Source organism: Algibacter sp. AS12, from assembly GCF_046736315.1.
Classification (GTDB): Bacteria; Bacteroidota; Bacteroidia; order Flavobacteriales; family Flavobacteriaceae; genus Algibacter_B; species Algibacter_B amylolyticus.
Window position 1 is genome coordinate 2,144,554 of sequence record NZ_CP151841.1, and the last position, 13,331, is coordinate 2,157,884.

The 13,331-nt window shown below is 34.0% G+C and carries 9 protein-coding genes; 6 read left to right on the forward strand and 3 right to left on the reverse strand.

Annotated features, from left to right (window positions below; genetic code table 11):
• The first annotated feature begins 127 nt into the window (after window positions 1-127).
• The 5 genes from AAFN75_RS08865 to AAFN75_RS08885 all read left to right on the forward strand — a co-directional run bounded on the left by AAFN75_RS08865 (window position 128) and on the right by AAFN75_RS08885 (window position 7,622).
• Window positions 128-2,800 (forward strand): TonB-dependent receptor domain-containing protein, encoded by a 2,673-nt coding sequence (locus AAFN75_RS08865; RefSeq protein WP_411809212.1) that lies wholly within the window; start codon window positions 128-130, stop codon window positions 2,798-2,800.
• An 87-nt stretch (window positions 2,801-2,887) separates the two neighbouring features.
• On the forward strand, window positions 2,888-4,198 hold the full coding sequence (locus tag AAFN75_RS08870) for an MGH1-like glycoside hydrolase domain-containing protein (protein WP_411809213.1): 1,311 nt from the start codon (window positions 2,888-2,890) through the stop codon (window positions 4,196-4,198).
• 14 nt (window positions 4,199-4,212) lie between these two features.
• On the forward strand, window positions 4,213-4,821 hold the full coding sequence (locus AAFN75_RS08875; protein WP_411809214.1) for a GNAT family N-acetyltransferase: 609 nt from the start codon (window positions 4,213-4,215) through the stop codon (window positions 4,819-4,821).
• Window positions 4,822-4,833: 12 nt separating this feature from the next.
• Window positions 4,834-6,480, forward strand: coding sequence for a sodium:solute symporter family transporter (locus tag AAFN75_RS08880; RefSeq protein WP_411809215.1), 1,647 nt, complete (start codon window positions 4,834-4,836; stop codon window positions 6,478-6,480).
• A gap of 11 nt (window positions 6,481-6,491) precedes the next feature.
• A complete protein-coding gene (locus AAFN75_RS08885; RefSeq protein ID WP_411809216.1) occupies window positions 6,492-7,622 on the forward strand; it encodes a glycerate kinase in 1,131 nt (376 codons plus the stop codon).
• A 27-nt stretch (window positions 7,623-7,649) separates the two neighbouring features.
• On the opposite strand, the gene AAFN75_RS08890 is transcribed toward AAFN75_RS08885, so the two are convergent.
• The 3 genes from AAFN75_RS08890 to AAFN75_RS08900 form a co-directional block, all read right to left on the reverse strand.
• Complete coding sequence (locus tag AAFN75_RS08890; protein ID WP_092848302.1) at window positions 7,650-7,904, reverse strand: DUF3098 domain-containing protein; 255 nt, start codon at window positions 7,902-7,904, stop codon at window positions 7,650-7,652.
• 97 nt (window positions 7,905-8,001) lie between these two features.
• On the reverse strand, window positions 8,002-8,880 hold the full coding sequence (locus tag AAFN75_RS08895) for a cell division protein FtsX (protein ID WP_092848300.1): 879 nt from the start codon (window positions 8,878-8,880) through the stop codon (window positions 8,002-8,004).
• A gap of 140 nt (window positions 8,881-9,020) precedes the next feature.
• Window positions 9,021-9,935 carry a DMT family transporter gene (locus tag AAFN75_RS08900; RefSeq protein ID WP_411809217.1) on the reverse strand — a complete coding sequence of 305 codons (915 nt, stop codon included), beginning with the start codon at window positions 9,933-9,935 and terminating at the stop codon, window positions 9,021-9,023.
• Between the two features lie 139 nt (window positions 9,936-10,074).
• Here AAFN75_RS08900 and AAFN75_RS08905 point away from each other — a divergent pair, with 139 nt between their 5' ends.
• A complete protein-coding gene (locus AAFN75_RS08905) occupies window positions 10,075-13,203 on the forward strand; it encodes a leucine--tRNA ligase (RefSeq protein WP_411809218.1) in 3,129 nt (1,042 codons plus the stop codon).
• Window positions 13,204-13,331: the final 128 nt, after the last annotated feature.

Below are 13,331 nucleotides of genomic sequence, written 5' to 3' on the forward strand. Positions count from 1 at the left end.
TTTTTTGTTAAAAAAACAAAATGCAAACGTTCCCGCAACCGTTTGCGTGACAATATCATAAATAATTAGTACTTATATTGTTAAAGTGATTATAAATTTGTCTTTAAATTAACTAATTCTAAATAAAATGAAAAAATTTATTTTTACACTATTATGTATGTTTAGCATTGCTGCAACGTTTTCGCAAACGGATGTTTCAGGAACTGTTAAAGACAATTTAGGTGTACCAGTAACTGGAGCTAATGTTCTTATTATTGGTAGCACATCTGGAGCCACATCAGATTTTGATGGAAATTTTAGTTTTTCAACAAATTTAACTGGAGCTCAAAAAATTAAAATATCCTATTTAGGGTATGAGGCTCAAGAGCAAACTGTAATCCTTAACGGAACACCAATTACATTGCAAATTGTATTGGTTGAAGGTGGTAACTCTTTAGATGAAGTAGTACTTACTGCTTCGGCAACTTTTAGGTCGCAAAAGGACACGCCAATGTCTATTAGCTCGCTAAAGCAGAATGAAATAACCAAGCTTTCTGCAAATAGTCAAGCTGATATTTTAAGAAGTATTCCTGGTATTACCGCCGAAGGTGGTGGTGGAGAAACAGCTTCAAATGTTTTTGTAAGAGGTTTACCTTCTGGAGGGCAGTATGTATTCAATCCGCTTCAATATGATGGGATGCCATTAATGAGTACGTTTGGTTTAAACTCTTCAGCGCATGATGTTTACGCAAGACCAGATATAGGTTTTAAAGGTGTTGAGTTTGTTCGTGGTGGTGCCGCTGTATTATATGGAGCAGGTTCTGTAGCTGGTATTATTAACTATACAAGTAAAACAGGAGATTCAAACGAGGAAAACATAATTAACTTAGAATGGGCAGATAAAGGCCGTTTAAAAACTGACTTTTATACTGGTGGTAAATTAGGAGGTGAAGATTCTAATACATATTACGCATTTACTGGCTTTGTTAGAAAAGATGATGGGCCAATTGAAACTGGAATGCCAACAAAAGGGGTACAGTTTAGAGCTAATATTAAAAAGAAGTTTGAAAATGGATCTTTTACAGTGCATGGACAATTTATAAATGATAATGCACAATTTATTATGCCATTACCATTAGATGGAAACAGAAAAAGAATAAACGGTAATGATGGTGAGGCTGTGGAGCAGCTACTATCTGGCGAGTTAGCAAACACGTCGTTTTTAACTGCTGGTGGTGCTTACGAAAGTCCTATTGAAGATGGTGTTTCTACGCAAGGTGGTTATTTAATGGCCGATTTTAAGTATGATTTTGCTGATGATTTAAAATTTAAATCGAAAGTAAAATATGCAAATTACAAGCACAATTTTGCATTGTATGTTGGAGGTAATGGTGCTAACAACAACCCAATTACTTTAAATGAATATGTAGAAAATGTGGCTCCAGGAAACCTAGGGTTTACAGCACAATATCAAGGTACTAGTGCGGCTATTAATGGGTCGGATTTAGTTGTAGATAATTTGCATGTGGATAGATTACGTCCTATGACAGATTATTCTGGAGAAGCGTCGTTAACTAAAACTATAGAGGTAACTAACGGAACACACAACATTACTGGAGGTGTTTATTTGGCAAGAACAGAAGCTGAAGATGTTAATTACCAATACAGAGTGTTATCTGAGTTTAATAACAATCCTAAATTGGTAAACTTAAACTATGTTGATGCAGGCGGAAATGATGTTACCTTTTCTACAGGTGGATTGTATAACAGAATTGGTATGACTTCAAATAATTTTTTATCTCAAAATAAAACAGCAGTTTATTTAACAGATGAGATGGTTTTAGATAAATGGCGTTTTGATGTTGGTTTAAGAATTGAAAATACTCTAGGTACTTTTAGTAAAGGTAACATTGTAGAAAGTCAAGTTTATGATGATGCTACATTAACTCCAGAATTAGCAAACGTTAATTTTGCCGATGGTAGTTTTACAAGAGCAGATGTTAGCGCTACGGATTGGGCACTTTCTGCTGCCGGTTTATATAAATTAAACGATAAAGTTAATTTATATGCCAACTTTTCAAGAGGGTTCTTTTTTCCACAAATTAGAGGTTTTGCTCCTATAGCAACAGGCGTTACAGGAAGCAAGTACGATTCAGAAAAAATTATTCAATTTGAAGTTGGAGCAAAATTAGGAACAGAAAAATTAAAAGGATCTGTAGCAGCTTATTACGTAGGTTTAAGCGACAGGATTAAAATCGATCAAGGTTTTGTTAGCGGATCTTTAGTCGATTTAACACGATCTGAGCAAAGTACTAAAACTATAGGTCTGGAGGCCACTTTTGATTATAGTTTAGCCGATAACCTTAGTTTAAGAGGAACGGCTACTTACCAAGATCATGAGATTTCTAAAAACGTATCTACAGATTTAATTACAAATACATCTTCTACAACAAACGAAGGGAATGAATTAGCAAGACAACCTAACTTTTTAGGAAGTTTAGGAGCTTATTATGATGATGGTGCGTTCGATGCTTTATTTTCTTTTAACCACACAGGAAGTAAGTTCGCGGCAGATAATAATACAGTAGAGTTGGATGCCATTACAATTGCTAGAATTGGTGCTGGTTATGAATTTGCAATGGGAGATAACGATAGTGATGATACGTTAAGATTAGGGTTTTCTGTTTTCAACTTATTCAATGATGAAGGTGTTACAGAGGGCGATCCTAGAAATGTAAATCAAGCAGGAGACGCAGAGTTCTTCTTCGGAAGACCTATTTTACCTCGTAGATTTTTCTTAACAGCAACATTTAACTTTTAAGTGATATTGATTAGTTTAGTTTGATTTGTTAACTCATCACTTATGCAGCTAAGTGTAGGTGGTGAGTTTTTTTAAAAAATAGATATAATGGAAGAATTAAAAAATAAGGCAATTGAAGTATTAAAAGGAAACTGGAAAGATGAGGTTGGTTTTAGTATACCTTGTGCAAACCTATATCCATTTCAATGGTTTTGGGATTCTGGTTTAATAGCTATTGGTTTTTCGCATTTTGATATGCCTAAGGCAGAAGCAGAAATTGAGACTTTACTAGATGCTCAATGGGGTAATGGTTTTATACCACATATTATTTTTCATACCGAAAGTGATACGTATTTTCCAGGACCAGATTTTCATCGTTCTGATTTACACCCGCTGTCTTCAAAAAAATATAAATCTACCGGAATGACGCAGCCGCCAGTTACAGGTTTTGTGTTAGAGGAATTATATAGAATTAGTACCGATAAAAAGGCAACTTTAAAGTTTCTAGAAACCGTGATTGATAAGGTGTATTTCAATCATGAATATTTTTATAAAAATAGAGATCCTCAAAATGAAGGGTTAGTTTATATCTATCATAATTGGGAGTCAGGAACCGATAATTCACCTATTTGGGATGATATTTGGGAAACCATGAATCCTCCAGAATATACTTTTGAAAGGCGAGATACTACGCATGTTGATGCTGCCGAAAGACCATCAAAAAGAGAGTACGATCATTATTTATACATTATTGATATCGCTAAAGAACATAACTATAGCGATGAAAAAATAGCAGAATTATCGCCGTTTTTAGTTCAAGATCCATTGTTTAATGCTATGCTTATTAAATCGAATGAGAGTTTAATAAAACTGTATGAACTTATTGGGAATAATGCCGATAAAATAGCACAGCTTAAAAAGTGGCAAGAAAAGAGTATTCAATCATTTAATAATAAGTTATTTGACGATGAAATTGGGGCTTATATTCATTACGATTTAAGAAACGAAAAACCATTAAGATACTTGTCTTCATCTTCATTTTCGCCATTGTTTGCTAATATTCCAAGTAAGGAAAGGGCAGCGTCTATGGTAAACGTTATGATGGATAAGTTTGGAGGCGAGCACCAATATTTATGTGCGTCTTTCGATCCTACAAGCGAACGTTTTAATCCAAAAAAGTACTGGAGAGGTCCCGTTTGGATAAACCTTAATTGGATGCTGTATAATGGTTTAAAACAATACGGTTTTTTAGATATTGCCAATAGGGTAAAACAGGATTCTATTGAGATTATAGAGAAAAATGGGTTTTATGAGTATTTTGATTCGCGAAAAGACATGCATAACCATGGAAAAGCAGGTTATGGCGGGAATAATTTTTCTTGGAGTGCAGCTTTAATTGTTGATTTATTAAATGAATAAAAATAACGTGAATAATGAGCGAGTTGGACTTTTCAAAAGATTACATTTTAGAAAATGATCTTGTAAGATTAAGTCCTCTTAAAATGGAACATGTTGAATCTTTGCTAGATATTTCAGCAGAAACCAATTTGTGGACCTATTTTCTTGAAAAAGGAAATGGTTTAGAAAATTTGACAAACTATATATCGTCAACTGTTCATAACAGAAAGCATAAAAAAGAATATCCTTTTATCGTTTTCGATAAAATTAAAAACAGATATGCTGGTACAACTCGATTTTATGAATACTCCAAAGAATTAAAAAATATTAAATTAGGCCATACTTGGTATGGTAAATCATTTAGAGGTACTGGTTTAAATAAACATACTAAGTATTTATTATTCGAATTTGCCTTTGAAAAACTAAAGGTTGAGCGTGTTGGCTTTGGAGCACATGCTGAAAATAAAGTAAGTATAGCGGCAATGAAAGGTATTGGATGTAAGGAGGAAGATGTTTTAAGAAACTTTATGCCTTCACTAAACAATACAGGAAGAGCTAACATTATTTTATTAAGCGTTTTAAAAGAAGAATGGGATAATACAATTCAATTTAAATTGAAAAACAAACTAACTAACACAGACTAAAACTTAAAGATTATGAATTGGCTAGACTATAGTATCGTCATATTTTATATTATATTTTTCTTAGGAATGGGATTCTTTTTTAAGGATAATAAAGATTCTAAAGATTATTTTTTAGGAGGAAAAAGTATGGGTTGGTTCCCTTTAAGTTTGTCTACAATGGCAACCCAATTATCGGCAATTAGTTTTATTTCGGCCCCAGCCTTTGTCGGTTTAAAAATAGGCGGTGGCATGAAATGGCTAACCTTCGAGTTTGCTGTTCCGTTGGCCATGATTTTTATAATGATTGTGATAATACCGCCTTTATTTAGATCTGGAGTAGTAAGTATTTATGAGTTTGTAGAGAAACGCTTTAGTACATCAACACGTTTAATTTTAAGTATTGTATTTCAAATTAGTCGTGCATTAGGTACAGGCGTTATGGTGTATACCATCGCTATTATTTTACAAGCTGTTTTAAATATAGATTTTGTTTACACCATTTTAATAATAAGTGTTATTACTATTATCTATTCTTGGCAAGGCGGTATGAAAGCGGTTGTTTGGGGTGATGCTATACAGATGATTATATTGTTCGCTGGCTTAATTATTTGCCTGTATTTTGGATGGAATCTTTTACAAGAACATGGTGGGTTAGCCGCTGGTTTTGATGCTGAAAGATTACAGGTTATCGATCATAATTTAGGTATAGGAGAAGGCAATGAATATGGCTTACTGCCCATGATTATTGGAGGCTTTTTTCTTTATGCTTCGTATTATGGCTGCGACCAAACGCAAGCACAACGTTTGCTTTCTGCAAAAGACGAAAAAACCATTAGAACCCTTTTAATGGCAAATGGACTTTTAAGATTCCCCGTGGTTTTAATATACTGCATCATGGGATTAGTAATAGGTGGTTTAATAACATTAGCACCCGATTTCCTAGAAGATATAGCCATGACTACTCAAAAATATTTCCCTGATGAGTATGCGGCTCATGGTGTAAAAGCAGATTTAATGGTGCCTGTTTTTATACTTAAATATTTACCACATGGCTTAATAGGTATTTTAATGGTTGGTATTCTTTCTGCGGCCATGTCTTCGCTAAGTTCAACAGTTAATTCACTATCGGCCGTAACCGTCGAGGATTTTTTTAACCGAGGAAAAATAAAGTTAAGTACTAAAAAATACATGCTAATTTCTAAAGGTTCGGTAGTATTTTGGGGTGTGGTTTGTATTGCAGCGGCCTTCCTTTTTGGAGGAAGTAAAAGTGCTGTTATCGAAATTATAAACGCTATTGGATCTGTGTTTTATGGTCCAGTATTAGTAACATTCTTTTTAGCATTCTTTTCAAAAAAAGTGAACCATATTGGTATGAATGCGGCAATTATTTCGGCAGTTCTTATTAACTTAATATTTTCAAAAACGATACAAGAGTTATTTCATATCGATTTAGGATTTAATATTTTTTGGATTTGGCTTAATTTTACTGGTGTAATTATAGCTTTAGTAGTAGCTTATACTGTTAGTGCGCTAACTCGTAAAACTGAAGTTAAAAGCATTTCAAACTTTAATGTTGCCATTAAAAAGGAAGATTTCATGATTAAAGAGGTTTATATTCTCTTGGCGTTTTTTGTATTCATTTTAGTGTTTAGTTATTTTCTACCTTCATTTTTAAGTTAAATTCTCAGTACATGAAAATTGTTTTAGCACCAGATAAGTTTAAAAATTCGTTAACAGGATTAGAGTTTTGTAATGCTGTTGAAGATGCTATAAAAGTTTTAAATTTAGATATTGAAATTTTAAAGCTCCCACTAGCAGATGGAGGCGATGGCACTATCGAGGTGGTTAATTATTACCTAAAAGGATTTGCTGTAAAAGTAGGGGTAAACAATCCGTTTTTTAAACCCGTAATGGCTACTTATTTGTATTCCGAAAGGTCTAAAACGGCATTCATTGAAATGGCTGAAGCTTCTGGCGTTAAACTTTTAAAACAAGAACAATTTGATTGTAAAAACGCTACCACATTAGGTGCTGGCGAAATGATTCTCGATGCTATTAATAAAGGTGCAACAAACATAATTTTAGGTATTGGTGGAAGCGCTACTAATGATTGTGGTATTGGAATGGCAACTGCATTAGGCTATCGCTTTTTAGATAAAAATAATAAAGAAGTAGTGCCTATAGGTGCAAATTTATCTCAAATTTCAGATATAGATATAAGCCATGTTAATCCTAAATTATTTGATGTAAATTTTAGTATTGCTTGCGATGTAACCAACCCTTTACACGGCAAAAATGGTGCAGCATATATTTATGGCGCGCAAAAAGGAGCTTCAAGTAAAGATATTGAAATGCTTGATAAAGGCTTAAAATCTTTTGCTAAACTTATTAAGGCGGTTTTTAATGTAGATGCTCAATCTGTAAAAGGAGCAGGTGCTGCTGGTGGTATGGGAATAGCATCAAAAGTATTTTTAAATGGCGTTTTAGAACCGGGTATAAAACTCATAAAAGACTTAGCTGATTTTGATAGTCAAATTTCAGGTGCCGACTGGATAATTACTGGGGAAGGAAAGTTAGATACACAAACCATGTCTGGTAAGACTATTCAAGGCGTATTGTCTTCCGCGAAAGCGAAAAAAATAAAAGTGGCTGCCTTTTGTGGCGCAATAGATTTAGAGGGTAATAGTCCAGGCGAATTCGGAATTCATTATGCCGATGCAGTTATGAATTATGCTGAAAACCTAGATGATGCTATGAAAAACGGGTATTCTTACCTAAAAGAAATAGCTAATGTGTTTTCGGGAAAATGTTTAAAAGAATAAATTAGAGATATACGTATCGTAATTAATTTATTTTTTATCAGGATTTAAAAGTATCGCATAAATTTGAATGCCAAAACCAATAAGAATTAATGTGGGAGCCAATCGAATACGTCTCCAGCTAAAAATTTCAGGATTAAAAACGTTTGGATCATCACTTCCACCGCCAGACATTAAAATAAACCCAAGTGCAATAATAGCTAAACCAATAAACATGAATTGGTAGTTTTTCTTTCCAAATACAAAAATTGGTTTTGCTTCTTCTTTACGTTTTTTTTCTCCCATGATTAAATTCCGCAGAATAATTTAGTGCAAAGTAAAAGATTTATTTAGAAAAATGCTGTTAATGATTTTCTAAATTATCGTTTTTTACTTTTTGCGTTTAATAATACAACTCGTCTGTTCTTAAATTTAAGAAACGTTGGGTTGCAAAGTGTGTGCTTATCCAAGTGATTATAATACCTAAAGCAAAAACAAAAACAAATAAGGCTGCAACTAAAATAGGGTTGCTAAGCAGTTCGAGTTCTGCAAAGGTTTTGTCTAAATAATACAAAACAATGGCCATACCAATTAAAGCTAAAAAAGCGCCAATCATGCCTAAACGCACACTTTTCCATACAAACGGACGTCTAATAAAACGTTTTGTTGCTCCAACCATTTGCATGGTTTTAATGGTAAAACGTTTAGAGTAAACCGCTAATCTTATGGAGCTATTAATTAATAAAACAGCAATTAGAGTAAAAATGCCACTTATAACCAATACCCAAAAACTGATTTTCTTTACGTTATCGTTCATGAGGTTAACCAAGTCATTATCATAAGTTACTTCATCAACAAAGTTTTTGTTTGTGGCTTCCGCTGAAATTTTTTCAAGATGCTCCGACGTCACAAAATCGGCTTTTAAATGCACGTCAATGGAGTTTTGCAGTGGGTTGTAACCTACAAAGTCCATGAAATCTTCACCGTTTTCCGCTTTCATAAATTCGGCAGCTTGCTCTTTTGAAACATATTCGGTAGATTTTACATAATCTGCCATAGCCAAACTTTTTTCAAGTTGCTTGGTTTCCACTTCCTTGGCGGTGTCTTTTAAATAAATTGTAACTACAACTTGTTCCTTAAAATGGTCTGAAACTTTTTTGGCATTTAAAATAAGCATGCCTAGTAATCCTAATAAAAATAAAACCAAAGCAATACTTAATACTACAGAAAAGTAGGAAGAAATAAGTCTGCGTTTTTGGTGTTTCTCAAATGATGAACTCATAAATGGATAGGATTAAAGCTGTAAAAATAATAAAGAATAAGCAATCTTCATTTATATAAACAGAAACATATTGAAATTGTTATTTATTACTCAAAAATTATTTTAAATAATGCAAGTAACAACCTGGTCCATTTTTAACGCTATGCTAGTTCTTTAGGCCGTTTACTAATAATGTAAACGCCTACAACAACCAAAAAGCAACTTAGTATTTTAACTAGGTTAATGTCTTGTGCATATTCATCTTGCATTAAAATAAAAGCATAAATACTTACCATAGCAAAACTAATTACGGGTTGTAAATAAATATAGCTACTGGTAACCGATGGCATCACGTGGTTTAGCGCATACAGGTTAAGTAAGTAAGTGGAGAAAGTGGTAAACAGTACCACATAACCAATTACTAAATACGTGTTGGTTGTAAAGCCCGCAAAATCGGTATCGATTATGGGTTGAATGGAAAACGGAGTAACAAATAGTAACCCAAATAAAAACATCCAACAAATAACAGTTAGAGCATGGTATTTTCGCATTAAAGTTTTTGCAAGAACTAAGTAAAGTCCATAACAAGCAGCATTGCAAAACACTAGGAAATTGCCTAATAGTGAGCTTGTGCCTTCAGCTTTATTACCATAAGCAATAAGAAAAATAGCCGCAATACCCGCAATTACGGTTCCTATAAATTTATTCTTCGTCATGCGTTCTTTAAGAATGAAAAAACTAAAAATAAAAACCAAAACAGGCGTAACCGTCATAATAATAGAGGCGTCTACTGGAGAGGTTTTATTAATACCATGAAAGAAAAACAGCATATTGGCCGCTGCACCAAGTAAACCACAAAGCGCCAAACGTCTTAAGTCTTTACGTTCTACTTTTTCTTTTACAAACATAAATTTTACCGTCCAAAACAGCACCACACAGCAAGCTAAACGGACAAATACAAAAGCCGTAGGGCTAATTTTATGTGGCATAATGCCTTTGGCAATAATATAATTGAGCCCGTAAATAACATTTGCAACAAAAAGTGCAAAATGGGCCTTGTAGATGTTTGCGTTCAAGGAGTCTTGTTTTAAGCGTGCAAAAGTAAAAGTATCTCATTAAAACAGCATGTTTTTTTAAGGTTTTAACTTATGAAAATAAAAGATTTTTAAGTTGATTTATAAAACGTAAATTTGCAACTTCTTAAAACGGATGAAGATGAATTACAATTTCAATGAAATTGAAGCCAAATGGCAAAAATATTGGGCAAAAAACCAAACTTTTAAAGCGGTAAATGGTAGCGAAAAACCAAAATATTATGTTTTGGATATGTTTCCTTACCCTAGCGGTGCAGGATTGCACGTTGGGCATCCGTTAGGTTATATTGCTTCCGATATTTATGCACGCTATAAACGTCACCAAGGGTTTAATGTTTTACATCCTCAAGGGTATGATAGTTTTGGCTTGCCTGCAGAGCAATACGCTATTCAAACAGGGCAACATCCGGCTATTACAACCAAAGAGAATATTGCAACATACCGCCGCCAGTTAGATCAAATTGGATTTTCTTTCGATTGGTCTCGCGAGGTGCGCACATCCGATCCTAGTTATTACAAATGGACACAATGGATTTTTATCCAATTATTTAATTCTTGGTATTGTAAGCATACTCAAAAAGCATTCGAGATTAAGGAGCTTATAACGTACTTTGAAGAAACAGGAAACGGAAATATTGATGCCGTTTGCGATGATAATGTTGAGGTTTTTACAGCAGAGGAGTGGAATGCGTACTCTTGGGAAAAGCAACAAGATATTTTATTAAAATACAGATTAACTTATTTAGCTGAAACTGAAGTTAACTGGTGTCCGGCATTAGGAACTGTTTTAGCTAATGATGAAATTGTAAATGGTGTTTCAGAGCGTGGTGGACATGCTGTTATTCGTAAAAAAATGACACAGTGGAGTATGCGAATTTCTGCCTATGCAGAACGTTTACTTCAAGGTTTAGATACTATTGATTGGACTGATTCTTTAAAGGAAAGTCAACGTAACTGGATAGGGAAATCGGTTGGTGCTCAAGTAAAATTTAAGGTAGTTTCAAACGAGGTTAAAGAAGCTCCAGAATTAGTAGTTTTTACAACTAGACCCGATACTATATTTGGTGTAAGTTTTATGACACTTGCTCCAGAGCACGAATTAGTGCAACAAATTACAACACCAGAACAAAAGGAAGCTGTTAATGCATACATTTTAGCAACTGCTAAACGTAGCGAGCGCGATAGAATGGCCGATGTTAAAACCATTTCAGGTGTTTTTACAGGGGCTTATGCTATACATCCATTTACTCAAAAACTGATTCCTATTTGGATTGGCGATTACGTGTTAGCGGGTTATGGTACAGGCGCTGTAATGTCTGTTCCTTGTGGCGATGAGCGCGATTATGCCTTTGCAAAACACTTTAATATTCCAATAATTAATATTTTTGAAGGTGTTGATATCTCGGAAGAACCATTTACAGATAAACAAAAAACCGTAATAGGAAATAGTGATTTCTTAAACGGAATGAATTATAAAAAAGCAACCAAACGTGCTATTTACGAGTTGGAGCAAATTGAACAAGGCGAAGGTAAGACGAATTACCGTTTGCGCGATGCGGTGTTTAGTCGTCAGCGTTATTGGGGAGAGCCTTTTCCTGTGTATTATGTTAAGGGAATGCCACAAATGATTGATGCTGCGCACTTACCTATAAAATTACCAGAAGTTGAAAAATATTTACCAACCGAAACCGGCGAGCCACCTTTAGGAAATGCTACTGTTTGGGCTTGGGATACCAATAAAAACGAAGTGGTTTCAAATGATTTGATTGATAATGAAACCATACATCCATTAGAATTGAACACCATGCCAGGGTGGGCAGGAAGTTCGTTTTATTTTAACCGTTATATGGACCCGACTAACGATAACGAAATGGCATCGAAAGAAGCGATGGAGTATTGGCAAGATGTCGATTTATACATTGGCGGAAGCGAGCATGCTACAGGACACTTATTATATGCGCGTTTTTGGCAAAAATTCTTGTTTGATAAAGGTGTTGTGCCTGTCGATGAGTTTGCTAAAAAACTGATTAACCAAGGCATGATTTTGGGGACTAGTGCTTTTGTAATTGAACTAGATTCATTAATAGGTTACAAGGATGAAGAGATGTTAAATCCTAAGTTTATAGCTCTGCCTAATAAAGCTAAAAATCTTTGCTTTATTAGTTATGATTTTATTGAAAGTATTAAAGAAATCCATAGTAATGGTAATCAAGAATTTTTTCATCATGAAGAACTAGAAAAAAAATTCACTAAAGAATTTAGAGACAGGTTTAGGGGTAAAGTTTTTGATGATGAATATGAAAAGCACGAATACCAGAAGTACGTCGATAATATTGATAACTGTTTCGTTTCTGCATTGTATATTAGACCCATTCATATAGATGTATCATTTGTAAATTCTTCTAACGAAATTGATATTAAATCACTTAGAAATTGGCGCCCAGAAGAATTGTTTGATGCTGTTTTCCTTGATAAGAATGGAGATGTTATTGAAAGTGATGAGCAAAAGTATATTGTAAAACGCGAAGTCGAAAAAATGTCCAAATCAAAATACAACGTAGTCAATCCAGACCAAATTGTAGATGATTATGGTGCAGACAGTTTACGTTTATACGAAATGTTTCTAGGCCCATTAGAGCAATATAAACCTTGGAATACCGCAGGTATTACAGGTGTACATTCATTCCTGAAAAAACTTTGGAAATTGTATGTAGATGATAACGGACTTAAAGTTACCAATGCTCCACCAACAAAAGACAACTTAAAAACATTACATAAAACGATTAAAAAGGTTCAGGAAGATATTGAGAATTTCTCTTTTAATACATCGGTATCAACCTTTATGATTGCTGCTAATGAATTGACTGCTCAAAAATGTACAAGTAAAGCTATTTTAGAACCTTTACTAGTTTTAATTTCGCCTTATGCACCACATATAGCCGAACATTTATATGCTTGTTTGCAGTTCAATAAGATTATTGAAGTAGAAGATTTACCAAAAAATTTTAAAGGAATTTCAACAGCGCCTTTTCCAGAATTTGATGCCAGTCATTTAGTAGAAAGCAGCAAGAATTATCCAATTTCTTTTAACGGTAAAACGCGTTTTACCATGGAATTACCTCTAGATATGAGTAAGGATGATATTGAAGCTGCTGTTTTAGCAAACGAAAAAACACAAGAACAATTAGCAGGACGCACACCCAAAAAGGTCATTGTGGTTCCTGGTAAAATTGTGAATATTGTAGGTTAAGGTAAATACTAACTGCTGCTCTATTCCATGTTTTTAGCTGTCGTGAAAAGGACTAAAACAGGTTAGTTTTAATTTAAAATAAGTACTACCATTAACAAATAAACCCGCATTAGGGATTGAGGTTTTGT

Excerpts from the sequence above, each read along its gene's own strand:
- AAFN75_RS08865 (WP_411809212.1), top strand. The coding sequence starts at position 128 with ATGAAAAAATTTATTTTTACACTATTATGTATGTTTAGCATTGCTGCA.
- AAFN75_RS08870 (WP_411809213.1), top strand. The coding sequence starts at position 2,888 with ATGGAAGAATTAAAAAATAAGGCAATTGAAGTATTAAAAGGAAACTGG.
- AAFN75_RS08875 (WP_411809214.1), top strand. The coding sequence starts at position 4,213 with ATGAGCGAGTTGGACTTTTCAAAAGATTACATTTTAGAAAATGATCTT.
- AAFN75_RS08880 (WP_411809215.1), top strand. The coding sequence starts at position 4,834 with ATGAATTGGCTAGACTATAGTATCGTCATATTTTATATTATATTTTTC.
- AAFN75_RS08885 (WP_411809216.1), top strand. The coding sequence starts at position 6,492 with ATGAAAATTGTTTTAGCACCAGATAAGTTTAAAAATTCGTTAACAGGA.
- AAFN75_RS08890 (WP_092848302.1), bottom strand. The coding sequence starts at position 7,904 with ATGGGAGAAAAAAAACGTAAAGAAGAAGCAAAACCAATTTTTGTATTT.
- AAFN75_RS08895 (WP_092848300.1), bottom strand. The coding sequence starts at position 8,880 with ATGAGTTCATCATTTGAGAAACACCAAAAACGCAGACTTATTTCTTCC.
- AAFN75_RS08905 (WP_411809218.1), top strand. The coding sequence starts at position 10,075 with ATGAATTACAATTTCAATGAAATTGAAGCCAAATGGCAAAAATATTGG.